Origin of the sequence: Rodentibacter haemolyticus (genome assembly GCF_015356115.1) — a bacterium.
GTDB lineage: Bacteria > Pseudomonadota > Gammaproteobacteria > Enterobacterales > Pasteurellaceae > Rodentibacter > Rodentibacter haemolyticus.
This window is the reverse complement of sequence record NZ_CP063056.1, coordinates 361,351-386,110: the sequence shown is the minus strand read 5'-3', so window position 1 is coordinate 386,110 and position 24,760 is coordinate 361,351. Positions and strand designations below refer to the sequence as shown.

22 protein-coding genes, 1 other RNA gene and 1 riboswitch are annotated in these 24,760 nt (G+C 41.0%); of the genes, 13 read left to right on the top strand and 10 right to left on the bottom strand.

The window, feature by feature from the left end; genetic code table 11:
• The first annotated feature begins 236 nt into the window (after positions 1-236).
• Together IHV77_RS01960 and IHV77_RS01955 are read left to right on the top strand one after the other, a co-directional pair.
• Positions 237-746 carry a peptidylprolyl isomerase gene (locus IHV77_RS01960; RefSeq protein WP_194812489.1) on the top strand — a complete coding sequence of 170 codons (510 nt, stop codon included), beginning with the start codon at positions 237-239 and terminating at the stop codon, positions 744-746.
• 49 nt (positions 747-795) lie between these two features.
• Complete coding sequence (locus IHV77_RS01955) at positions 796-1,584, top strand: TatD family hydrolase (protein WP_194812488.1); 789 nt, start codon at positions 796-798, stop codon at positions 1,582-1,584.
• A gap of 146 nt (positions 1,585-1,730) precedes the next feature.
• Here the strand turns inward: IHV77_RS01955 and nrdG are convergent, their stop codons facing one another.
• Entirely contained in the window at positions 1,731-2,201 is a 471-nt protein-coding gene (nrdG, locus tag IHV77_RS01950; RefSeq protein ID WP_194812487.1) for an anaerobic ribonucleoside-triphosphate reductase-activating protein, read from the bottom strand.
• Between the two features lie 185 nt (positions 2,202-2,386).
• Between nrdG and ffs the strand changes: the two genes are divergently transcribed.
• Positions 2,387-2,485: signal recognition particle sRNA small type (gene ffs, locus IHV77_RS01945), an RNA gene on the top strand.
• Positions 2,486-2,506: 21 nt separating this feature from the next.
• Here ffs and cydC read toward each other — a convergent pair.
• The 5 genes from cydC to IHV77_RS01920 all read right to left on the bottom strand — a co-directional run bounded on the left by cydC (position 2,507) and on the right by IHV77_RS01920 (position 9,788).
• Positions 2,507-4,234, bottom strand: coding sequence for a heme ABC transporter ATP-binding protein/permease CydC (gene cydC, locus IHV77_RS01940; RefSeq protein WP_194812486.1), 1,728 nt, complete (start codon positions 4,232-4,234; stop codon positions 2,507-2,509).
• The gene (gene cydD, locus IHV77_RS01935) at positions 4,234-5,994 is read right to left on the bottom strand and encodes a heme ABC transporter permease/ATP-binding protein CydD (RefSeq protein WP_194812485.1); all 1,761 of its coding nucleotides are present in this window, start codon (positions 5,992-5,994) and stop codon (positions 4,234-4,236) included. Before cydD ends, cydC begins: the two co-directional genes overlap by 1 nt.
• Positions 5,995-6,396: 402 nt before the next feature.
• Positions 6,397-7,350, bottom strand: coding sequence for a thioredoxin-disulfide reductase (gene trxB, locus IHV77_RS01930; RefSeq protein WP_194812484.1), 954 nt, complete (start codon positions 7,348-7,350; stop codon positions 6,397-6,399).
• 131 nt (positions 7,351-7,481) lie between these two features.
• Entirely contained in the window at positions 7,482-8,339 is an 858-nt protein-coding gene (locus IHV77_RS01925; protein ID WP_194812483.1) for a co-chaperone YbbN, read from the bottom strand.
• Between the two features lie 99 nt (positions 8,340-8,438).
• The gene (locus IHV77_RS01920; protein WP_194812482.1) at positions 8,439-9,788 is read right to left on the bottom strand and encodes a GntP family permease; all 1,350 of its coding nucleotides are present in this window, start codon (positions 9,786-9,788) and stop codon (positions 8,439-8,441) included.
• Between the two features lie 226 nt (positions 9,789-10,014).
• Between IHV77_RS01920 and IHV77_RS01915 the strand changes: the two genes are divergently transcribed.
• Entirely contained in the window at positions 10,015-10,542 is a 528-nt protein-coding gene (locus IHV77_RS01915; RefSeq protein ID WP_194812481.1) for a gluconokinase, read from the top strand.
• Between the two features lie 69 nt (positions 10,543-10,611).
• Here IHV77_RS01915 and gntR read toward each other — a convergent pair whose 3' ends face one another.
• Entirely contained in the window at positions 10,612-11,607 is a 996-nt protein-coding gene (gene gntR / locus IHV77_RS01910) for a gluconate operon transcriptional repressor GntR (RefSeq protein ID WP_194812480.1), read from the bottom strand.
• A gap of 216 nt (positions 11,608-11,823) precedes the next feature.
• On the opposite strand from gntR, the gene selD reads away from it, so the two are divergent.
• On the top strand, positions 11,824-12,867 hold the full coding sequence (gene selD / locus IHV77_RS01905) for a selenide, water dikinase SelD (protein ID WP_194812479.1): 1,044 nt from the start codon (positions 11,824-11,826) through the stop codon (positions 12,865-12,867).
• 50 nt (positions 12,868-12,917) lie between these two features.
• Here the strand turns inward: selD and hemH are convergent, their stop codons facing one another.
• The 3 genes from hemH to ydiJ are packed head-to-tail and all read right to left on the bottom strand — an operon-like array spanning position 12,918 to position 17,436.
• The gene (hemH, locus tag IHV77_RS01900) at positions 12,918-13,889 is read right to left on the bottom strand and encodes a ferrochelatase (protein ID WP_194812478.1); all 972 of its coding nucleotides are present in this window, start codon (positions 13,887-13,889) and stop codon (positions 12,918-12,920) included.
• Positions 13,886-14,302, bottom strand: a complete 417-nt coding sequence (locus IHV77_RS01895; RefSeq protein ID WP_194812477.1) for a hotdog fold thioesterase — start codon at positions 14,300-14,302, stop codon at positions 13,886-13,888. The genes hemH and IHV77_RS01895 overlap by 4 nt, the downstream gene beginning before the upstream one ends.
• 17 nt (positions 14,303-14,319) lie before the next feature.
• Positions 14,320-17,436: a D-2-hydroxyglutarate dehydrogenase YdiJ gene (gene ydiJ / locus IHV77_RS01890; protein WP_194812476.1), complete on the bottom strand. Its 3,117-nt coding sequence runs from the start codon at positions 17,434-17,436 to the stop codon at positions 14,320-14,322.
• 394 nt (positions 17,437-17,830) lie between these two features.
• On the opposite strand from ydiJ, the gene ompA reads away from it, so the two are divergent.
• The 8 genes from ompA to thiQ all read left to right on the top strand — a co-directional run bounded on the left by ompA (position 17,831) and on the right by thiQ (position 24,756).
• Positions 17,831-18,910, top strand: a complete 1,080-nt coding sequence (gene ompA / locus IHV77_RS01885; RefSeq protein ID WP_194812475.1) for a porin OmpA — start codon at positions 17,831-17,833, stop codon at positions 18,908-18,910.
• 134 nt (positions 18,911-19,044) lie between these two features.
• Positions 19,045-19,629, top strand: a complete 585-nt coding sequence (locus tag IHV77_RS01880; protein ID WP_194812474.1) for a LemA family protein — start codon at positions 19,045-19,047, stop codon at positions 19,627-19,629.
• A 9-nt stretch (positions 19,630-19,638) separates the two neighbouring features.
• Positions 19,639-20,088 (top strand): TPM domain-containing protein, encoded by a 450-nt coding sequence (locus IHV77_RS01875; RefSeq protein ID WP_194812473.1) that lies wholly within the window; start codon positions 19,639-19,641, stop codon positions 20,086-20,088.
• Entirely contained in the window at positions 20,081-20,875 is a 795-nt protein-coding gene (locus tag IHV77_RS01870; RefSeq protein ID WP_194812472.1) for a TPM domain-containing protein, read from the top strand. The genes IHV77_RS01875 and IHV77_RS01870 overlap by 8 nt, the downstream gene beginning before the upstream one ends.
• Before the next feature lie 81 nt (positions 20,876-20,956).
• Complete coding sequence (gene grxD / locus IHV77_RS01865; RefSeq protein ID WP_194812471.1) at positions 20,957-21,283, top strand: Grx4 family monothiol glutaredoxin; 327 nt, start codon at positions 20,957-20,959, stop codon at positions 21,281-21,283.
• 108 nt (positions 21,284-21,391) lie between these two features.
• Positions 21,392-21,484, top strand: a riboswitch (TPP riboswitch).
• Between the two features lie 35 nt (positions 21,485-21,519).
• Positions 21,520-22,518, top strand: coding sequence for a thiamine ABC transporter substrate binding subunit (thiB, locus tag IHV77_RS01860; RefSeq protein ID WP_194812470.1), 999 nt, complete (start codon positions 21,520-21,522; stop codon positions 22,516-22,518).
• Between the two features lie 11 nt (positions 22,519-22,529).
• The gene (gene thiP, locus IHV77_RS01855; RefSeq protein WP_194813193.1) at positions 22,530-24,134 is read left to right on the top strand and encodes a thiamine/thiamine pyrophosphate ABC transporter permease ThiP; all 1,605 of its coding nucleotides are present in this window, start codon (positions 22,530-22,532) and stop codon (positions 24,132-24,134) included.
• Positions 24,127-24,756 carry a thiamine ABC transporter ATP-binding protein gene (thiQ, locus tag IHV77_RS01850; protein ID WP_194812469.1) on the top strand — a complete coding sequence of 210 codons (630 nt, stop codon included), beginning with the start codon at positions 24,127-24,129 and terminating at the stop codon, positions 24,754-24,756. Before thiP ends, thiQ begins: the two co-directional genes overlap by 8 nt.
• Positions 24,757-24,760 lie beyond the last annotated feature (4 nt).

The window sequence follows — 24,760 nt, the reverse complement described above, 5'->3', positions numbered from 1 at the left end:
AACTCGACTTAACATTGATAAAACATTGGTTATTACATAGCAGTTGCACAAGAGAATTTTATATCCAATATTTTTCATTTATTGGTGCGTTACGGCTTCGCCTAACCGCACCCTACAGTGACTTGTGCGACTGATACATAATACCGAAAACATTCGGAAATTCGACCGCACTTTTATAGCACTTTCGCTACGATTATGGAATAATACAACCCTTTATTTTTCAAAAGGAAAACAAAATGGTTACGTTACATACAAATTTTGGCGATATTAAAATTAAATTGGATTTTGATAAAGCGCCGATAACGGCAGAAAATTTTTTAAATTACTGTAAAGAAGGCTTTTATAATAACACAATTTTTCACCGCGTAATTGATGGTTTTATGATTCAAGGCGGCGGTATGGAAAGTGGTATGCGTGAAAAAGCAACGAAAGCCCCAATTAAAAACGAAGCAAATAATCGTTTAAGCAACAAGCGTGGTACCATTGCGATGGCTCGCACTTCCGATCCACATTCTGCAAGTTCGCAATTTTTTATTAATGTAGCGGATAACAACTTTCTGGATTACCGTTCGAAAGAAATGTTTGGTAAAGAAGTGGTGCAGGAATGGGGCTATGCCGTATTCGGCGAAGTGGTTGAGGGTATGGAGGTCGTAGATAAAATCAAAGGTGTTAAAACCGGTAATAAAGGCTTCCATCAAGATGTACCGAAAGAAGACGTAGTGATTGAGTCTGTCTCGGTTGAATAATAGATTGATAACGCCCGTTTTTAGCGGGTGTTTTTTATAAGAGAATACGATGCCCTTTTTCGATACACATACCCATCTTGATTATCTTCACCAATTCACCGGAGAACCGCTTTCACAATTAATGGAAAATGCAAAGCGGGTAGGGGTGGAAAAAATTCTCATTGTTGCGGTGTTGCAACGGGATTTTAAAACCATTCAAAAAATGACCGCACTTTATCCGGAACATTTATACTATGGATTGGGATTGCATCCGCTTTACATCAAAGAACACTCGGGAAATGATTTAATATTACTGGAACAAGCCTTAGTATCGCGTGACAGAAATTGTACGGCAGTGGCGGAAATTGGTTTGGAGCGTGCCGTTTCGGATTTGATTTCTACGAAACTTTGGCAAAAACAGTGCCATTTTTTTGAAAGCCAACTTTATTTGGCGAAGCAATTTAATTTGCCGGTGAATATTCATAGCCGCAAATCTCACGATCAGGTTTTTACTTTCTTGAAACGTATTTCGCTCGCCCAAGGTGGCGTTGTGCATGGTTTTGCGGGGAGTTATGAGCAAGCCAAGCGTTTTGTCGATTTAGGCTATAAAATTGGTGTGGGCGGCACTATCACTTATGCACGTGCAAATAAAACCCGTCAAACGATTGCAAAGTTACCGCTGGATTCATTGGTGTTAGAAACCGACAGCCCGGATATGCCGGTATTTGGTTTTCAAGGACAGCCGAATCGTCCGGAGCGAATTGTGCAAATCTTGCAATCATTATGTGAATTAAGAAATGAACCTATTGAGCAAATTGAAGAGATCCTTTGGCAAAATAGTAACATATTGTTTGGATGATCTTATGAGGGTTGGTTTATCGCTATGCGGTAGATCAATAATAGCGTTTTTGTTTTTTTATTGTATAAATCTCTAAAGCGGAAATATCAGCCAGATTCTTCACAGAAGATCGGTTTGATTAAAAAATGTTACCTTATGAAGTGAAATTATAAGTCTTTGAACCGATAAATAACCTGATTTGCCGATCCACGCCAAACCAAACTTGGATCAGCTTGCTCTTGGATAAATTTGCCGTCAATTAACACATCAATATAGGGCAACATTGCGCGTTGTTGCTCGTCAAGCTCATCTAATTTATAACCTGTCCATACCCAAATATCTTTATCGGGGCATTCACGTTTTAAGCGTTCTACGAAAGGTAAAAGCGTTTCTACATTGCGTGGATGAAGCGGATCTCCGCCGGAAAGGGTTAAGCCTTGGCGTTTAATACGGGTATCTTTTAAATCATTGATAATTTGCTGTTCCATCGCTTCATCAAAGGGTACGCCTGCACTAAATGACCAACTTTTTTGGTTATAGCAACCTTTGCAACCGTGGGTACAACCGCTGACAAACAGCGTACAGCGTGTGCCTTCGCCGTTAATGACATCGGTGGGGTAGTATTGGAGATAGTTCATCGTGATATTCTCTTTTGCAATATTAGGTTTTACCGTGAAAACAGGCATTTTATTGCTGATTATTGCGACAACAAAAACGGCTCGAATTCTCACCGAATTCATCGAACTTTACAATTAATCTTTGCAATACGGCGGCAATTCTTGCATAATAGCGCACAATCGCTTTGGCGATATCAATGGAAACCTTCTCGGTCTCTCGCAACGGTGTCCGGTTTACTCGGTCAGGTTCGGAAGAAAGCAGCCAAAGTCGGAAGTGCTGTGTGCCGAGAAAAAGCTGGGGAGGTTTCCACCCGACTCCTTCTCTCTTATATCCGTTCTACCAGTCGTTTGAAAAATCCGTCTTCTTTTGTGATTAATTCCGCATAATTGCCTTGTTCGATTAATTGTCCTTCGTCAATGACACAAATGTTGTCAAATTGTTCAATGGCGGTTAAACGATGTGTTACCATAATGAGCGTTTTATTTTCGGCGTGTTTTAAAATTAAACGCAGAATTTGGCGTTCCGTTTCACGATCCAATCCCTCTGTTGGCTCATCGAGTAATAAAATCGGTGCATTACTTAATAAAATACGCGCAAACCCTAACCGGCGTTGTTCACCACCGGAAAGCGGGCGACCGCCATCACCAAGCCATAAATCCAAGCCTTGTGCTTGCTCCGATAATTTACTCAGTCCTACTTGATGTAACACTGAGATCATTTTTTCATCGGAAATAGGCTCAAGATCAGCAAACTGTAAGTTTTGGCGTAATGTATCGCTGAATACGTGTACGCGTTGGGTTAAAAAACACAATTGTTGGCGTAGAGTTTGTTCTGAATAGGCGGAAATCGGTTTTTCTGCAAGTAAGAGTTCGCCACGAAGGAGATCATAATTACGCACTAAAAGTTGAAGGAGGGTCGATTTACCGCTGCCGGTTTTACCAAGAATAGCAATTTTCTGCCCCTGTTCAATATTGAGTGTAAGATTTTCTAATGTGAGATGATCTTGTCCCGGGTAGGCAAAATTCAAATTCTTAGCCGAAATTAACCGCACTTTCTGCTCAAATTCGGCGTTGTCGGTAAATTCCACTAAGGGCTTCTGTTCAATAATATCCGTTACCCGTTCCGCAGCGGCAATCACTTGCCCGATATGCAAAAATGTTGCGCCCAAAGGCATAATGATTTCAAATGCCGCTAACGCCGCAAAAGTAAATAAAGCAATAAAGGCGGCACGATATTCATCAGTGCCGAAATCGGCTTGGCTGCTAAACCATAACATTATGCAAATCAATAAGCCGTTTAGGAACAAAACAAGTGCGGTTGAAAATCCGCTTAATTTTGCTTCTTTGGATTGAGCGGTTTGCCAGTCTTTCTCTGTTGCCGCCATTTTTTCTTTCACTTGATCTTCGGCATTAAACAATAAAAGTTCTGCTTGTGCCTGAATAAATTCCAAAAATTGTATGCGATAGGTTGCACGAGCTTGAATTAAAGGCTCACCGAATTGTTGTCCCAAACGATAAAAAATTGTCGGAATCAGAAGCAATAATATGAGCAGGAATACGCCTAAGCCGAAGGCGAGCGGCAGATTGATAAAACTCAAGCCGATAGTCATTGCAATGATGACGAATATTGCAGTAAAAAACGGTGCAAGAAGTCGTAAATACAGGCTATCAAGGGTATCTACATCAGAGACTAAACGGTTTAATAAATCGCTGTTACGATAACGATTTAATACTGCGGGGCTTAACGGAATGATTTTTTCAAAGACTTGCACGCGCAATTTTGCCAAAATGCGGAATGTTGCGTCATGGGTAATAATCTTCTCAAAATAACGTGCGACAGTTCGCCCGATTGCCAAACCGCGCACACTGGCGGAGGGATAGAAAAAATTAAAAAGCGTACCCAGCCCGGCAATCGCGGTTGCCGCTAAAAACCAACCGGATACGGTAAGCAGCCCCATACTGGAGGCCAGTCCTAAAATCATCAACACTAAGCCTAAAATTAGTGGAAATTTGGCGAATTTGAATAGACCTATAAAGGAAAGTAAGGCACGCATTATTGAATATCCTGTTGTCGTTGAGCGAGTAGTTCGGCAAAAAGACCTTCATTTTTGAGTTGTGAAAAATCCCCTTGTTGGACGATTTTGCCTTGTTGCATTACAAAAATTTGATCACATTGTTTAAGATCTTCAATGCGATGGGTGATCATTAATGTGGTTTGATAACAGCTCATTTCACTTAAAGCCTGTAGAACTAAATTTTCCGATTGGGCATCGAGACTGGCTGTCGGTTCATCAAGCAATAATAATTTACCTTTACGTAGCAACGCACGTGCAATAGCAAGACGTTGTGCTTGTCCTACGGAAATACCTAAAGCACCGTCTTTAATTTCGTAAGAAAGTCCAAGTTTATTGGTGAACTCTTTGGCTTGGGCAAGGGTTAAAGCGCGGTCAATTTCTTCATTATTTGCCTGAATATCGCCAAGCAATAAATTTTCTTTGATGGTACCTTGCAATAACAACGGATTTTGCCCCACCCAAGCGATGTTTTTTCGCCAGTCCGTAAGATGGCTTTCCCGTAGTTCTTGTCCGTTGATTTTTAGCGATCCTTCATAAGGTAAAAAGCCCAAAATCGTGTTGATTAACGAGGTTTTTCCGGCGCCGCTTTGACCGACTAAAGCAATATTGTGATTTGCCGGAATATGGAAGGTTAAAGGTTGGGTGAGGGCAATACCTTGTGTGGAAAGGACTACTAAATTTTCAGCAGAAATTTCAACCGCACTTTCAAGGGAAATTTTATGATCATCTTGATGAATGGTAAGATAATCCGTTTCCAGAAAATCCACAATCGCATCTGCTGCGCCAATGCCTGCCGCTCGATCGTGATAGTAAGCGCCAAGATCACGCAAGGGTTGATAAAACTCCGGGGCGAGAATGAGACAGAAAAAGCCTGTAAAGAGCGTGAGCGGCGCATTGTATGTACCAAACTCAATTTGACCTAAATAGCTAAAGCCGAAATAAACCGCCATTAGCGCAATGGAAATAGATGTAAAAAATTCCAACACGGCAGAGGATAAAAATGCCAGTTTCAACACATCCATTGTCGTTTCTCGGAAATCTTCCGTTGCATTTTCAATATGTCGCGTTTGTTCGGAAGTGCGGTTGAAAAGGCGTAAAGTTTCAAGACCGCGTAAGCGATCTAAAAATTGCGCGCTTAAACGGGCGAGGGTATCCATATTTTTTTGACTGCTATCTGCTGCGGCAATGCCCACTAACACCATAAAAACCGGTACTAACGGCGCGGTGAGCATAAGAATCAAGCCCGCTGCCCAGTTTAACGGGAATACGGCAATCAAAATAACGATAGGCACAATCACGGAAAGGCTTTGTTGCGGTAAAAAACGCGCATAGAAATTATGTAGGTTTTCCACTTGTTCCAACATAATACTTGCCCAACTGCCGGCAGGTTTCTGATTGATTGTTGCTGGGCCGACAAGGTGAATTTTATTAAGAATTTGTCGGCGAATATGATTGCGCAGCCGCTTGCCGCTTTCAAAACCGATTTTTTCACGCCCCCATAAAATGACCGCACGCAGCGCAAAGCCGAGGATTAAACCGAGAAAATAGGAAGTAAGTTCATCTCTCGGCACATTTTGCATAATGAGTTTATCAAGCAACGTGGCGAGAAAATAAGTTTGCGCCACTAAAATGAGTGATGAAAGCGTGGCTAACGCAATATTGGCAAGCATTAATTTCTTTATTGGTTGTTGCCGCGTGCGAAGCCATTTTTGCAGATATTTTTGACGAAGTTTGTTCATATATTTTTACGGTATTATGTAGCACTTGCACAAAATCTTGTAGGGTCGGGGTTCCGTGCCCGATCGAAGTTATTACCGAAATGGGTATAAAAATAATATTTACCACAACGTAAAACAATCCGTTTATAACGTTATGATTATTCCGAAAATAGGGTATATTTCATTAGCATTTATTTCGGGCGGGTACAGAATCCTCCCTTACCACCATAATGAAATTCTTTTTATGCATCAGATATATAATACTGGATTTTTACTGCCCTAGGGGTATGTTAGATGAAGCCGTAACGCACCATTTCATTATTAAGCTATTGTTAATCGGTGCGTTACGGCTTCGCCTAATCTCTACAAGAACTTATGTAAGTGTTGCATAATACCGAAAATTACCCTAGGGATAGTATTATATTATTCCTGAGCGTCTAAGAAACGCTCGGCATCCAATGCCGCCATACAGCCCGTTCCGGCGGAAGTGATGGCTTGGCGATAATTATGATCCATTACATCTCCTGCAGCGAATACGCCCTCCACGGACGTAGCGGTTGCGTTGCCTTCAAGACCGGATTTCACAATGATGTAGCCGTTATTAAGTTCAAGCTGACCGTCGAAAATTTGTGTGTTTGGTGAATGACCGATGGCGACAAATAAGCCGTCGAGGTTTAATTCTTCTTTTTCTCCCGTTTTGGTATTTTGCAAGCGTAAACCCGTTACTCCCATATTGTCACCCAACACCTCATCTAAAGTGCGGTCGGTGTGGAGTTGGATTTTTCCTTCCTCCACTTTTTTGTATAAACGGTCGATTAAGATTTTTTCTGCACGGAAACTATCGCGACGATGGATTAAATGCACCGTGCTTGCTATGTTTGCAAGGTAAAGGGCTTCTTCCACCGCTGTGTTACCGCCGCCGATGACCGCAACAGGTTTATTACGATAGAAGAAACCATCGCAGGTTGCGCAAGCCGAAACGCCTCGGCCTTTGTAATTTTCTTCCGAAGGTAAGCCTAAATAGCGTGCTGATGCCCCTGTTGCAATAATTAAGGCATCGCAGGTGAAATTTTGTACATCGCCGTAAAGTTTGAAAGGACGGGAAGATAAATCCACTTTGTTAATGTGATCGAATACGATTTCCGTGTTGAATTTTTCTGCGTGTTGCAACATACGTTGCATTAAGCCGGAACCGGTCGTTTCACCAAAATCGCCCGGCCAGTTTTCGATTTCATCGGTGGTGGTGAGCTGCCCGCCTTGTTGTAATCCTGTTACCAAGACCGGTTTTAAGTTTGCGCGAGCCGCATAAATTGCTGCCGTGTAGCCGGCAGGGCCGGAGCCTAGAATAAGAAGTTTTGCGTGTTTAACGTCTGACATAAGAATATCCTTGTTCATTTAATTCACTATATAAGGGCGTAAATTTGCGTAATTCACACATTCGTTGAGCGGAAACCCGACTGATTAGCGCTGTAAAGTCGGTTTCCTGCTTGGGATTATAAGCTTTTCAATCAATAGAGTAGCGAATAAAGTAATCGGCGAAACTTGTTTGTCAGCGGATCTGTATTACCCATTGCACTTAAAATTGATAAAAACTGTTGTTTTACTTCGCCATTTTGCGCGCTTAAATCCGTTTTTAAAATACCGAAAAGGAGGGTGAGCGCTTCTTCATTACGATTTGCTTGGTGGAGTTGAACGGCAAGTTTGATTGCAATTTCCGAGCTTGGATTTTTGGCAAAATCTTCCTGTAATTGCTGGATTTCAGGCGAGTCTGCCGCTTGAATTAACAACTCGATTTGCGCTTGCAATCCTTGCCAACGGCTATCGCGATCTTGCAGCGGAATTTGATTTAAAATCTCTTGTGCCGGTTCGGTTTTTTTCATGGCAATATAGGTTTCTGCATAAAGCAGGGCTATTTCACTGTTTTTCTTATCGGAAAGCTCCCATGCGGCTTTTAATAAAGGCAACGCCGCATCATAATTTTCTACTTGTAAGAAATCTAATGCCTGGTGAAATTTTAATTCTTCCTCTTTGGGTAAAATAACACTTAAACGTTGAACAAGTGAAGTCTGATCAAGTGCGCCCGGAAAGGCATCCAACGCTTGTGCTTCTTTAAATAAATAGGTGGTTGGCAAGGCTTGAATACGGAATTGCGCTGCGATCATTTGTTCTGTTTCACAATTTACTTTACCGAGAACAAATTGTCCTTGATATTGTTCCGTGACGCTTTCAAGTAGGTTTAGGAAATCGACAGATTCCTTGTGAGTTGGCGCATAAAAATTGACGACAAGTGGTTTTTCAAGGGATTGTTGTAGGATTTCGGTGAGATTTTGTTCGTTAATCTCAACAATAAAAGAAAAATCAGCCATTGCTTCTCCTTAATTCGGAAAAAATAATGGCTGATTTTAGCAAAGAGCGGTCAATTTTAGAAATGTTTTGAAAATCGACCGCACTTTAGGGCTTTAGGGTTAAAGAAGAAAACTACCGATAAGCGCGATAATGAAACCGACTACGCCAATAGAGGTTTCCAGTAATGTCCATGTTTTTAAGGTTGTTTTGGTATCCATTTCTAAAAAGCGGCTCATAAGCCAGAAGCCGGAATCGTTGACGTGAGATAATACCGTTGCGCCTGATGCAATAGCAATAACGATAAAACAAAGATCAAATTGACTTAAATCGGAGGCGGCGACTACGGTTGGTGAAATCAATGCTGCGGCGGTAGTGAGTGCGACTGTTGCCGAACCTTGGGCGACGCGCATAACCATAGCAATGACGAAGGCGGCAACAATAATCGGCATCCCCGTATCCGAAAGCATTGCGGATAATACTTCTCCGATACCACTGGCCCGTAATACACCGCCAAACATACCGCCGGCACCGGTGACTAATACGATCGAGCAAATCGGACCTAGTGCGTTATCACAGATTTTTTCGATTTGTTCATAGCTACGCTGTTCTTTAAGTAATAGGATAGCAATGATAAGTGTAATTAATAAAGCAACGGGTGTTTTACCAATCAGACGAAGGGATTGAACCCAAATTTGTGAACCGTCAATCACTTTTGCTACACTTAATGTATTTAAACCGGTATCAAATAAAATTAAGAGAATCGGTAAAAGTAAAATTGTCATTACACGTGCGAAGCTAGGCGGATTTTGCACCGATGTTTCACTAATTGCCGTTGCGTTTAAAAAAGCTTTCGGTAAATCAACGTGGATTTTTTTGCTGATAAACATACTGAATAAGTAAGTGCCGATATACCAGGTCGGGATTGCGCAAACTAAGCCGACAATGACTAATAAGCCGATATTTACCCCTAGTAAATCACCGGATGCCACCGGGCCCGGGTGGGGCGGTAAAAAAGCATGCATAACCGCAAATGCACCGGCTACGGGAAAGGCATAACGTAAGACGGAGCCGCCAAAACGTTTTGCTACGCTGAAAACGATTGGCAACATCACCACCAAGCCGGCATCAAAGAAAATAGGGAAGCCGAATAAAAGGGCGGCAATACCCAAGGCGAAAGGGGCTTTTTTCTCGCCGAATTTATTAATTAAAGTATCCGCAAGCACTTTAGCTCCGCCGGTAATTTCCAATAAACGACCAATCATCGCACCGAGTCCCACTAATAATGCAACGGCTGCCAGCGTGTTACCAAATCCGCCAAGTAAAGTCGGAAGGATTTTTTCTACCGGAATACCGGCGGCAAGGGCGGTAAGTAAGCTGACGATAATCAATGCCACAAAAGCATGAACTTTGAATTTAATAATAAGTAAAAGCAGCAATAAAATTGCGGCAATCATAATAATGATAAGCATAACATTCCCTCTGATTGAATTGTTACGGGTAACATACCTTTTATTTATACGAGGGTAAATATTCGCCTTTCAGATTTGTGATCTTGTTCACAGTATTTTTATTTATTAAAGTGCGGTCGATTTTTTAGTGAATTTATTTTGTGATCTACATCACAAAATAAATTGTTACCAGTAACATTTTTGACGAAATTCAGGTATGGTAAATAAAAAGTTGAGGAGTTTAGAAATGAGCGATAATAAACGGATTGGAAAAAGTTTTATCCTAATGGGCGTTTCAAGTACAGGTAAAACATCGGTAGGGACAGAAATTGCCCATCGTTTGGGAATTAAGTTAATTGACGGTGATGATTTGCACCCTCGAGCGAATATAATCAAAATGGCTGAAGGACAGCCGCTTGATGATGAAGATAGAGCGCCTTGGTTGGAGCGTATTCGTGATGCGGCATTTAGTCTTGAACGCAAAAGTGAGAGCGGGATTATTATTTGTTCTGCGTTGAAGAAAAAATATCGTGATGTCATTCGTGATGGCAATGAGCAAGTGAAATTTCTGTTTTTGACAGGTTCTTTTCAACTTGTTCTAGAACGTATGAAACAACGCAAGGGACATTATATGAAAACGGATATGTTAAAAAGCCAATTTGATACTTTGGAAGTCCCGGGGGCAGATGAGCCGGATGTGCTTCATATTGATATTGCGGGAAGTTTTGAGGATGTGGTTGCGCGTTGCATTTCTGCTTTAGAACCTTTTTTATAGCCACTCTAAAAGTGCGGTCAAATTTGACGGTGTTATGCATAATGGTGAAATTTAACCGCACTTTTGTATTTAGAGGCTTTCTCCAATGTGAATTTTAAAACCGAGATCAATCATTCTTTCCTTTACCGGTTCACCCCTTAGTCTTCCCAATAATTCTTGTGCCGCCCATTTGCCTATTTCTAAACGGGGAGTGATAACGGTGGCAAGTTGTGGCGTAACGGAAAAGCCCACATCATGCCCGTGAAACCCTGCGATAGCGATTTGTTTCGGAACCTCAATACCTAAGCGTTGGCATTCGAATAACGCACCGATAGCTAAGTCGTCATTCGTGCAGAAAATGCCGTTGGTCTCAGGGCGTTTGTTGATAATATCCCGAAGTTGTTTTCCTCCTAGAGTAAAAGATGATGATTCCTCGGTAATTAAACTATAGGGTTCAAACCCGTATTTTTTCATTGCCTGTTCATAGCCTTGCATTTTTAATTGGGTTCGCTTATCCATTCGTGCGGTGAAGTACACAACATTTTGATGACCGCGTAAAATCATTGTTTCCACCATCGTTTGCGCGGCTGCAACATTATCAAAACCGATCACCTGCTGAATACCTGCTTGCGTGCTATCCATAATTTCAATCACCGGAATATTGGCAATTTCAATCATTTTGAGTGTGCGTAGCGAATGATAATTTTCTGACAAAATCAAACCGTCCACATTATAAGAAAGCAAACTTTCAATACGCTCCTCTTCTTTTTTGACACTGTAACCGTAGTGGGCAAGCATGGTTTGATAGCCGGCTTGGTCGGCAATAAGTTCGATACCTTTTAAGACATCGGCAAAAACGTGGTTGGTTAGGGACGGGAGCAAAACGCCAATGGCTTTACTTTTCGCATTAGAAAGAATTTCCGGCGCACGGTTTGGAATATAACCGAATTGTTCAATGGCTTCGGCAATACGGCGTTGCGTTTCTTGTGCCACCGAATCGGGATTGCGTAGATAACGGCTTACCGTCATTTTGGTGATATTAAGACGATCGGCAATATCTTGCAGAGTAGGGCGTTTTCGTTTCATTGAAATTTGAATAAATATAGTGAATTAAATTTTAAAATGTTTACTGCACTGCCGCGCCTTGCCGTGCTTTTTATACTGTCTTCGGCTTGCGGCTTTGTACCCATTTTAATTTAATTCACTATCTTGAGGAAGTATCACAAAAACATTTGATTTTTTGACCGCACTTTTATACGAAAAAAGGTATAATTTGCTATCGTTTTATCAAAAGGAATGAGTATGGCAGATGAAATTCGTTTAACGCAATACAGCCACGGCGCAGGTTGAGGCTGTAAAATCTCGCCTAAGGTGTTAGGGACGATTTTACAAACTCAGCTTAACAATTTTGTTGATCCGCGTTTATTGGTGGGCAACGATACGGCCGATGATGCGGCGGTATATGATTTAGGCAATGGTACTGCGATTATCAGTACCACGGATTTTTTTATGCCGATTGTGGATGACCCTTTTGATTTCGGGCGTATTGCCGCCACCAATGCGATCAGCGACATTTTCGCAATGGGCGGCAAACCGATTATGGCGATTGCGATTTTAGGTTTTCCAATTAATAAATTACCGGCAGAAATTGCACAAAAAATTGTAGAGGGCGGACGTTTTACTTGTCATCAAGCAGGAATTGCGCTTGCCGGTGGACATTCCATTGACGCACCTGAACCTATGTTCGGTTTAGCGGTAACAGGCGTAATTAATACGGAAAAAGTAAAACGTAATGCTTCCGCACAAGAAGGCTGTAAACTTTATTTAACGAAACCGCTAGGCATCGGCATACTGACTACGGCGGAGAAAAAAGGCAAATTAAAACCCGAACATCAGGGATTAGCCACTGAAGAGATGTGTCGGCTAAATAGCATCGGTAGCCGATTTTCTGAAGTCAGCGGCGTTACGGCGATGACGGATGTAACCGGATTCGGTTTGCTCGGCCATTTAATCGAAATGTGTGAAGGATCAAATTTAAATGCCGAGATCTTTTTCGATAAAATCCCTACTTTAAAGGGCGTGCAGGAATATATTTTGGAAGGTTGTGTGCCGGGCGGAACGACACGTAATTTTGACAGCTATGGTCATAAAGTCGGTGCAATGTCGGATCACCAGAAAGCCGTGTTGTGCGATCCGCAAACTTCAGGCGGTTTGCTACTGGCGGTAAAACCCGAAAGCGAGCAAGAAATTTTGACGATTGCCCAACAAGCCGGTATTGATATTTATGAAGTCGGTGTGTTGAAAGCAAAAGATCCGAAAGGTGAAATTTTTGTTGAAGTGAGCTAAAAAAACATAACAACTTGGGACACCATATTTGGCGTCCCATTTTTTATAGATTATAAGATTTTTTGTAAAATCAATTTACCCATCATTTCAATATGTATAGGATCGGCATTTAATGCAGGGATATATTGATAGGATTGCCCACCGTTATTCAGAAAATTTTCACGGTTTTCCGTATCAATTTCCTCAATGGTTTCTAAACAATCTACGGAAAAACCGGGGCAAACCACGGCGATTTTATGAATACCTTGTGTCGCAGCAGATTCTAAAAATTGATCCGTATAGGGTTGTAACCATTCTTCACGTCCAAAACGGGACTGGAATGTCATTCCCCATTGATTTTCCGTTAAGCCGAGTTTATCAACGATGGCAAGGGTGGTTTGCTTACAGTGTTCGCGATAATAGTCGCCCATTTCTTCATAACGCAATGGAATGCCGTGATAAGAAAATAATAAAAACTCCTCTGATTTTAACCGCACTTTAATGGATTCAACCAACGCATTGATATAGTTTTCATCTAAATGATAAGAATGAATGAATTCAAATGCCGGAATGTTTTTAGTATTTTTCAGTGCTTTTGCGAAAACATCGAATAATGCGCCGGTCGTTGTGCTGGAGTATTGCGGATAAAGCGGCAGTACGATTATTTTCTCTACCTGATTTTCAAGCAATTTTTCCACCGCACTTTGCATAGACGGATTGCCGTAAGTCATGGCAATTTCTACTTGTGCGTCGATATTTTGTTCGGACAAATAGTGTTGTAATGCCTTTTGTTGCTGTTTTGTGATTGCAAGCAACGGCGAACCTTGTTCTGTCCAAATGGCTTGATAATTTTTTGCAATTCGTTTGGCGCGTGGCGGCAAAATAACGAATTTGAGTAACGGCAACCATTTCCAGCGCGGTAAGTCAACAATGCGGGGATCTGATAAAAATTCCCGTAAATAGCGGGAAATTGCGGCAGGCGTCGGCTCCTCCGGTGTACCTAAATTGGCTAAAATAACACCGATTTTTTTTGTTAGGGTCATAAATTAATAATAGAAAGCGTTAATCGTGAAACGCAGCAAAGTTTATCTTGTTCATTACGGATGTCAATTTGCCAAACATGGATATTTTTACTTAAATTGATAGGTGTAGCCTTTGCTATCACTTTTCCGTTTTTTACCGGGCGAAGATGATTGGCATTGATATCTAATCCCACCGCTGCCTTACCTTCTTCCACGCAAAGAAAGCCGGCGAGCGATCCTACGGTTTCTGCCAAAGCGACGGAAATGCCACCGTGCAAAAGCCCGAAAGGTTGGGTGGTGCGGTTATCCACCGGCATTGTGGCTTCAATCCAATCATCGCCAAAGGCGGAGATCTCAATACCAAGATGACCTACCGCACAGTTTTTTCCCATTTTATTGAGTTGGGTTAGGGTAAATGGTTTTTTCCAAATCATTTTTTCTCCGTTTTGTATTATCGCTGTATGCTATTATTCGAGTCTCTTTCTTCACTTAATAGTTCAAGTAATGCTTGTAACGGATGTTTTAATACAACCTGTTCATAACGTTTTACTTGGCTTCGACAGGAATAGCCGGTCGCTAAACAAAAGTGCGGATCTTTTCCATTGAGTTTTTTCCCCCAAGAAATATCATAAATTTCACGACTCATCGCTTGATTTTGCACTTCGTGACCGAACACGCCCGCCATACCACAGCATCCGACTTTTTCCACCTTTAAGGTTTGCCCGAATTTTTCAAAGATTTGTTGCCATTCTTTCGGGCTGTTCGGCATAAAAGTCGATTCCGTACAATGAGGAAACAAGTACCATTCAAAAGTGCGGTCATTTTTTTCCGTGTTTTTCAATTCGGTGGTAAATAAGTCGGAATCAAGTTGTGCTGTCAGCCATTCGTGTGCAGTTAATACGTGGAAGTCGCCGCGTTGTTCTTGCAGTGCTTCTTTATATTCATCACGGTAAGAAAGCACAATTGCGGGATCTACGCCGACCAACGGTACGCCCAATTTGGCTATGCGATTGAGAAATTCCGCTTGATTTTTGGCGGTTTTGGCAAAGCGTTTCAAAAAACCTTTGATGTGCATTGCTTTACCGTTTGGTTTAAACGGCAGCAAAATGGGTTGAAAACCGAGTTTTTGGGCAAGCGCGATAAAATCACGTACGACTTTCGCATCATAGTAAGAGGTGTAAGGATCTTGTACGATCAATAAAATACGGGATTTTTCTACCGCACTTAGCAGCTCCAACTCTTCTAACGGTTTGTCTTGATAGTTAATTTCAACAAGTTGCTGTTGTAAATTCGGTTCGGACAGTAAGGGTAAATCCGTCATACCGATTGTTTTTTCTACAAGAGTTTGTGTCGTTTTTAATTTTGTAAAATAATTGAAAAATTTCGCTTGTTTTGCCATATAAGGCGAGGCGATTTCTAAATTTGCCACAATGTGGTCTTTAACCGGACGTAAATAACGACTGTGATAAAAATGGAAGAATTTCGCACGAAAACTTGGCACGTCAATTTTTATCGGGCATTGACTGGCGCAGGCTTTGCACGCCAAGCAGCTATCCATTGCGGTTTTTACTTCGTGGGAGAAATCATATTCACCACGCCGTTTTTGTATCGTGTTACGAATGCGTGTGATAAGTGCGGTCAATTTGACTTCGGTTTTTTTGAAATCCAATTGCTCGGGCAGAATATTTTCAGCGGCTAATAAATGCAGCCACTCGCGCACCAAAGTTGCGCGCCCTTTTGGTGAAAATACCCGGTTTTTGCTGACTTTCATTGAAGGGCACATGATGCTGTGCTCATCAAAATTAAAGCATAAACCGTTGCCGTTACAGTTCATTGCACCTTTAAACTCATCACGAATTTGAACGGGGATTTGGCGATCATTATCGGCACGCATGGTTGATAAAATAGAATAGAGTTCGTCTTTAGAACCTAATGGCGTGCAGATTTTACCCGGGTTTAATCGATTATTCGGATCAAATAAGAACTTGATGTAGCGAAGTTCGTTCCATAATTCCGGCGTAAAGAATTTCTCACCATAATGCGAACGCACGCCTTTGCCGTGTTCTCCCCACAATAATCCGCCGTATTTTGCAGTGAGTTTTGCGACCTCATCAGAAATTTGTTTGAACAGCTTCACTTGATCTTTATCACATAAATCAAGCGCCGGGCGAACGTGTAAAACACCGGCATCGACATGACCGAACATACCATATTGTAAATGCTGGCTATCCAGCAAGGCGCGAAATTCTGCAATGTAATCCGCCAAATGTTCCGGCGGCACGCAGGTATCTTCCACAAAAGGGATCGGCTTTGCCGCACCTTTTGCATTACCGAGCAAGCCCACGGCTTTTTTTCGCATTGCATAAATGCGTTCAATGGAAGGTAAATCCGAGCAAACTTGATAACCGATAATAGAATCTTGTCGGTGTGCGATTTTTTCATCCAGTGCTTGGCAAAGTGCGGTCAGTTGACGGTCGATTTTTTCTTTATTATTACCGGCATATTCCACAATATTTAAACCGAGGATTGGATTTTCTTCGCTTTCGGTTAAAAGCTCACGTACGGAATGCCAAATAATGTCTTGTTTGGCAAGATTCAGCACATTGGAATCAATGGTTTCCACCGAGAGGGCATTGGCTTTTACCATAAACGGCGCATTGCGTAGCGCGGCATCAAAGGAACTATATTTAATATTAATTAAGGTGCGGTATTGTGGAATCGGAAGAAGATTTAATTTCGCCTCACAAATAAAGGCAAGGGATCCTTCCGAGCCGGTAAGCAGGCGGGTGAGATTAAATTCGCTTTCATCTTCATTAAAAACGTTCTTTAAATCATAACCTGTGAGAAAGCGATTGAGTTGGGGCAAATCGTTAATAATCGTTGTGCGTTTTTCTTTACAGCGTTGAGCAATTTCCTGATGAAGTTGTTTACTGGCACCCTTTAATTCGAGAGAATCGATATTTTCTAAAATATCCTGAAATTTGACCGCACTTGTATCAAGTATTTCGCCGTTCATTAATACTGTGCGTAGTGCCAATATGTGATCAGAGGTTTTTCCGTATTGTAACGAACCTTGTCCTGAAGCATCCGTATTAATCATTCCGCCTAACGTGGCGCGATTACTGGTGGAAAGCTCCGGTGCGAAAAATAAACCGTAAGGCTTCAAAAATTGATTGAGCTGATCTTTTACTACGCCCGCCTGCACGCGTACCCAACGTTCCTCTACATTGAGTTCTAAAATAGTTGTCATATAACGAGAAAGATCAACGATAATGTTGTTATTAAGCGATTGCCCGTTCGTTCCCGTACCGCCGCCGCGCGGGGTGAAAGTGAGGGATTGAAAATCCGGTTTATTTGCCAGTTTGGTAATACGCACGACATCGGCAACGTTTCTTGGGAAGAGTATCGCTTGCGGCAGTAGCTGATAAACGCTGTTATCTGTGGCGAGCGCTAATCGATCCGCATAATTTGTGGCGATATCGCCCTCAAAATATTGTTTTTTGAGTTCCGCAAGATAAGTTTCAACGGTTTTCTCAAGTTGTGGGACATTAGAAAGAAGGGGAAGCATAGTATCAATCACAAATATAGAAAAACAAGTGAAAAGGATAATATATTATGGCGAAGAAAAAGTCGATTTTTACCGCTTTAAATTTGTTTTTAAAGCAAAAGGTTAGGGTAAATAAAAGCTTTTAAATAAAGGTTTATATTGGATATTGTTTGTGTATAAAATCATCAAAACAGCTAAAAAAAATTTGATCTTTGTTTTTTTTGTAGGATAATAGACGGACTTTTGAACGTTCCTTTGGCGATACAAAGGAATTGAATTTGTCAAAAGGATAGAAATAGGGCAAATTCAAAACCCTAGTTAAGCAAAGTTTTGAGTGATATTTCTTAGTAGATTGTCACGATAAACGAGGAAACTTTTTATTTATCAATAGATGATTAAAATAGAGGACATCAAAATGAAAAAAACTGCAATCGCATTAGTCGTAGCTGGCTTAGCAGCAGCTTCTGTAGCTCAAGCGGCACCTCAAGAAAACACTTTCTATGTAGGTGCTAAAGCAGGTCAGGCATCTTTCCATGATGGTATTCGTGAAAATGCTAAGAACTATAATGGTGGTGCTGGTTACAAGCGTAACTCTTTCACTTACGGCGTATTCGGCGGTTACCAAATCTTAAACCGTGACAACTTAGGTTTAGCGGTTGAATTAGGTTATGATGATTTCGGTCGTGCTAAATTACGCCAAAATGGTCAAACCGTTGCAAAACATACTAACCACGGTGCACACTTAGGTTTAAAAGGTAGCTATAACTTAGGTGGCTTAGTGTCTGCATTAGACGGCTTAGATTTCTATGGTCGTGCAGCGGCGGCATTAGTACGTTCAGACTACAAATTCTATAGTGCAAACAACGGCAGCCGTGACCATGCAAAAGGTGCTCACAGCTTAAAAGTATCTCCGATGTTTGCAGCAGGTTTCGAGTATGCAATGCCTTCATTACCGGAGTTAGCATTCCGTCTTGAATATCAATGGTTAACAAGTGTTGGTAAAGATAACAAATTAGCTGAAAATGCAGATTACACTCCATGGATCGGTTCTATCAATGCCGGTTTATCTTACCGTTTCGGTCAAGGTGCCGCACCTGTAGTTGCACCTGAAGTTGTAAGCAAAACTTTCAACTTGAACTCTGATGTAACTTTCGCTTTCGGTAAAGCTAACTTAAAACCGCAAGCTCAAGCGACTTTAGACGGTATCTACGGTGAAATCGCTCAAGTTAGCAACGCTAAAGTAGCTGTTGCAGGTTATACTGACCGTATCGGTTCTGAAAAAACTAACTTAAAATTATCTCAACGTCGTGCAGACACCGTAGCTAACTACTTAGTAGCTAAAGGTGTTGCAGCACAAGACATCACTGCAACCGGTTACGGTAAAGCAAATCCGGTTACAGGTGCAACTTGTGACGCGGTTAAAGGTCGTAAAGCGCTTATCGCTTGTTTAGCACCGGATCGTCGTGTTGAAATCGCAGTTAACGGTACTAAATAATTTTATTTGGTATCCACTAGCGGATTAAACAGAAAAAGACCTAAACCTTGGTTTAGGTCTTTTCTTTTGTATGCTTACTCTAATGGTAGAGATCGTGTCTCTAAAAAATTTTATTGATTAATAGGAATATTCTTATGAAAAAGAAGTGGTTTGTTATTATCCTTGTTGCTGTGGTGGCGGGATTTACTTTAATGTCGAGTTATAACGGTTTAGTGAAAGCGGAAGAGGAAATTGATTCTGTATGGGCGAATGTGGAATCCTCTTATCAACGCCGTGCTGATCTCATTCCGAATTTAGTGAATACCGTGAAAGGTCAAGCCAATTTTGAACAACAAACCTTAACCAATGTGATTGAAGCCCGTGCAAAAGCGACACAAACTAAAATTGATCCGTCAAATATGACGGAAGAACAGCTTGCACAATTTCAACAAAACCAAAGTCAAGTAGGATCAGCATTGTCTCGTTTGCTTGTTACTGTTGAGCAATATCCGCAATTAAAAGCGCACGAAGGTTTTATGGATTTACAATCTCAACTTGAAGGTACGGAAAATCGCATTAATGTTGCCCGTAATAAATTTAATGAGGCTGCTCGTGTGTATAATCAAAAAGTACGTCAATTTCCAACAAAATTTGCTGCCTTGATTCTTGGATTTAAAGAAAAACCTTATTTTAAATCAACGGCAGGAGCTGAAAATGCACCGACCGTAAATTTTAATTAGGATAAGATAATGAAATTCTTTTCAAGGATTCCTGTCGATAAAAAACGAATCGAGGTGGAAATTGTTCGCCTCGAAAGCCAGAGTTCGGCAGAATTACGTGTATATATTGAGCGGAAATTACCGAAATCTTCAAAAAATTTATCGGCAATAGCGCGTGCTTTACAGGTATTTAATGAGCTGGAAATGCACAAAACCGCAGAGCAAAATGCCGTGTTAATTTATATAGGGTATAAAAATCATCTTTGTGCGATTGTAGGTGATAAAGGTATTCACCAATTTGTTAATGAGGCTTATTGGCAGAAACAATGTGATCTGATGATCGCTCGATTCAGGCAAAAAGCCTATACCCAAGGCATTGTTGAGGCAATTAATCGTATTACTGAAATTTTAATAACACATTTCCCGATTCAACCGGATGACCGAAATGAATTATCAAATGAGGTAATTATTCATGACTAGATTGTTGCAGATTATGAAAAGTGCGGTTGTTTTTAGCTTTATTTTTTGGGGAAGTTTCGTCTCTGCCGCACAGTTTCCGCCGGCACCAAATCCTTTTCATTATGTGAATGATTACACTAATACGCTCTCATCTCAACAGCAGCAAATTCTTGAAAATAAATTGATCGCTTATGGTAATTCGACAAGTTCACAAATAGCGGTCGTCATCGTGCCGACAACCGGTGAATATGAAATTGCCGATTATGCTTTCGCTTTGGGTGATAAATGGGGAATTGGACGTAAGCAGTTAAATAACGGTGTGTTAATGCTGATTGCGAAAAATGATCGTAAAGTTTTTATCGCTACAGGACAAGGCTTAGAAGGGGTATTGCCTGATGCTTTTTTATCACAAGTGATCCGCCATGCGATTTTGCCTCAATTTAAACAAGGACAATATGCGCAAGGCATAAATGACGGTTTAAATGACATCATTGCAGCCAGCCAAGGGGAATACGGTGCTTACCAGACGGAAGAAAGTGAATTTGAACAATATATTCCTTTCATTATGGTGTTGGTATTTATCGCTTTTGTTGTGCTTGGTGAATATTTGTATCATAAGGATGAAGTATATATTAGCCCCAATCAGCGTGATCAATTAAATCGTATTGTGCGTCAATCTACATTATCCCGCCGCCGCGGCAGTTCAGGGTTTGGTGGCGGATTCGGTGGTGGATTCGGAGGCGGTTCATCAGGCGGAGGCTTTGGTGGCGGCGGTTTTGGCGGCGGTGGAGCCGGAGGAAGTTGGTAAAACCTACATAAATACTCAAGTTATAATTTGTGATGTTTTTAACTTATGTTAAAATGCCCGCTCGTTTTTATGGGGAACATTATGGAAACTTTAGATAAAATTAAGAAACAAATCGGTGAAAATCCAATTTTAATTTATATGAAAGGCTCGCCAAAACTGCCTTCTTGTGGCTTTTCTGCACGTGCGGTTGAAGCCTTAATGAATTGCAAAGTGCCTTTCGGTTATGTCGATATTTTACAACATCCTGATATTCGGGCAGCGTTGCCGGCTTATGCGAATTGGCCGACCTTCCCTCAATTATGGGTTGAAGGTGAATTAGTCGGCGGGTGCGATATTATTTTAGAAATGTATCAAGCCGGTGAATTACAAACTTTGTTGAGCGAAGTCGCAGCTAAGCACCAAGCATAATGTATTTAGAGCTTAAACCCGCTTTTGCGGGTTTTCTTTTACTTAAATTTTGTGATTCTTTTAATCGTAAAGTGCTTGTATATTATAAAGCATTTGTATAGACTTCTACACAATTAGTCGGGGTGCCAACTTGTTTGGCTGAGAAATACCCGTGAACCTGAAACAGATAATGCTGGCGTAGGAAACTAATTCTTTTTCATTAGGCTGTTTCTTCATTTTTTTATAAGGATGGCATTATGAAAAAAACACACTTCATTTTAACCGCACTTTTGGCTTTATCTCCTTTTACTCAAGCAGAACCTCAACCATTAACGGTCTACACTTACGATTCTTTCAGCGCTGATTGGAGTGCCGGCCCGAAAGTTAAAAATGGTTTTGAAAAACAATTCCCTCAGTGTCAATTAAATTATGTTGCTTTTGATAATAACGGCACGCTATTTAATCGTGTACGTTTGGAAGGCAAGAAAATCAAAGCGGACATTGTTTTGGGGTTAGATAATCACCAAATTGATGAAGCGGAAAAACTCGCAATGTTTGAGCCGAATCAAGTTGATCTCAATAAACTTGCTTTGCCGTTAAAATGGGATAATCATACTTTTTTACCTTTTGATTTTGCGAAATACGCTTTCATTTATGATAAAAATAAATTAACCGATCCGCCAAAAAGCCTGAAAGAATTGATTGAGCGAAAAGATTTGAAAGTGTTGTATCAAGATCCTCGTACCAGCAGTATCGGGCGTGGTTTATTACTTTGGGTGAATACGCTTTATCCGCAAGCTGAAGTTGAAAATATGTGGAAAGCATTAGCCGAACATACGGTTACCGTAACGAAAGGTTGGACAGAAGCCTATGGTGCGTTCTTAAAAGGCGAGGGGGATTTGGTATTAAGCACTAACACTTCACCGATTTATCATTTTCTTTCCGAACAGAAAGAGAATTATATGGCGACTGATTTTACAGAAGGCGGGGTGCTACTGGTGGAAATTGCGGCGAAAGTGGCGAATCGTAATAATCGTTGTGCCGATCATTTCCTTGAATACTTACTTTCCGTGGAAGCGCAAGCCGATATCGCAAAAAATAATGTGATGTTACCGGTGATTAATACGGCAATTGAACGCCATATCGATGCCCTAAAGGCGCATACTCAACATAGTGTTGTTTTGGATACATCAAAAGTAACCGGTGAACATTTAAAAAACTGGATTAATCAATGGCAAAAAGCCCTTTCTAAATAATTATCGGTATGATGTCGTTATTTTTTCATCCGCATTTCCGACCCCGTCATTATCTTGGCGGAAGTGCGGTTATTTTGTTCATTGTTTTACTTTATGTCACTTCACTTTCATCGGTGTTTTCTGTGGGAGGGAGTTATTCATGGGAAAACTTTAAACAAGACAGTTATCTGCATCAAATTATCGCCTTTAGTTTTGAGCAGGCTTTTTTATCAGCATTGCTTTCTGTACTGATAGGTGTGTTATTTGGGCGGGCATTTTTTTATCAATCTTTTTGTGGCAAGCAGCTTGTGCAGCGTTTATTTTCCCTCACATTCGTACTGCCCGCATTATTGGCAATCTTCGGTTTACTTGGTATTTACGGTACGACAGGTTGGCTAAGTTTGCTTATGCAGCGTTTGGGAATCGACTGGAAACCGACAATCTATGGGCTAAGCGGCATATTGATTGCTCATCTTTTTTTTAATATTCCTCTTGCGGCAAGAATGACGGGGCAAGCCCTACAATCTATTCCTTCCGAACAACATCAGCTTGCCGCTCAATTAAATATTCGTGGTTGGCAATTTTTTCGTCTTATTGAATTACCTTATCTTAAAAATCAGCTTTTGCCTGCTTTTGTGTTGATTTTTATGTTGTGCTTTACCAGCTTCACGATTGTTCTCGCACTAGGTGGCGGACCACAAAATAGCACATTGGAAGTCGCTATTTATCAAGCGATTTTCTTTGAATTTGATTTTCCGAAAGCCGCCTTGTTTGCCTTGATTCAATTTGTTTTTTGCTTTGTATTATTTGCGATGTCGCAGTTTTTGGCAAAACCACCGGAAACCCACCTGTCTCAGCGTTATATTTGGCGGGCTACACCTTCAAGTGCGGTCAAAATTTTCAATGTTTTTATTTTAATTAGCGTTTGTTTATTTATTTTTATGCCCTTGCTGGATATTATCGTTGAAGGATTGAGCGCACGGCAATGGGGGCATTTTTTACAAGATCCACGGTTATGGAAAGCCTTAATGTATTCTCTTGCTATGGCACCGACTTCAGGCTTGCTGGCAATTACTTTTTCTTTTCTCTTATTACTGCTTTCACGTCAATTACAATGGCTTCATTTTCCTGTGCTTGCAACCTTTATTCAAACTGCCGGAATGATGATTTTAGCCATTCCTACATTGATTTTGGCGGTAGGACTATTTTTGCTTTTACAGAACATTGATTTTACCAATGTGCATTTATTTTTTATCGTCGTACTTTGTAACGCTTTGGCGGCTATGCCTTTCGTTATCCGAATTTTAAATTCACCGATGATGCAGGCGACGCAATATTATGAAAAACTATGCTTATCGCTTAATCTTAAGGGTTGGAGGCGCTTTAAATTGATAGAATATCCGTTATTAAAAGCACCGTTAAAATATGCGTTTGCGCTGGCAACAACGCTTTCGTTGGGGGATTTTACGGCAATTGCACTATTTGGTAGTCCGGATTTCACTTCTCTTCCCCATTTACTTTATCAACAACTTGGGCAATATCGTAGCCAAGAAGCCGCAATTACCGCATTGATTTTGCTTAGTTTATGTATCGGGTTATTTCTGTTTATCGAGCACAATAAGGTGGACAATGATTAAACTGAAAAAGGTTAGATTTAATTATAAATCAATGCTGATGGCATTTGATTTACATATTCGAGCACAAGAAAAAGTCGCGATTATCGGTGAAAGTGGCGCCGGGAAAAGCACTTTGTTGAACTTGATTGCCGGTTTTGACAGTGTAAATAGCGGAGAGATTTGGTTAAATGGTGAAAATCACACGAATGCCGCACCTTATCAGCGCCCTGTTTCTATGCTATTTCAAGAAAATAATTTATTTACTCATTTAACCGTGGCAGAAAATATAGCCTTGGGTTTGAAACCGAATTTATCGCTTTCTTCTGAAGAAAAAATACGTATAGAACAAGCGGCAAGTGCGGTCAATTTACAAGATTTTTTAATGCGAAAACCGACCGCTCTTTCAGGCGGGCAAAAACAGCGGGTTGCTTTGGCACGTTGTTTGTTACGTGATAAGCCGATTTTATTATTAGACGAACCCTTTTCTGCGCTTGATCCGCAATTACGGGGGGATATGCTGCATTTAATAGATCGCTTATGCAGTGAAAAAATGCTAACCTTGCTGCTTGTTACGCATCAGCCACAGGAATTGGAGGGGTATATTGATCGCATCATTCATATTCACCAAGGACAAAATTTATAGGAAA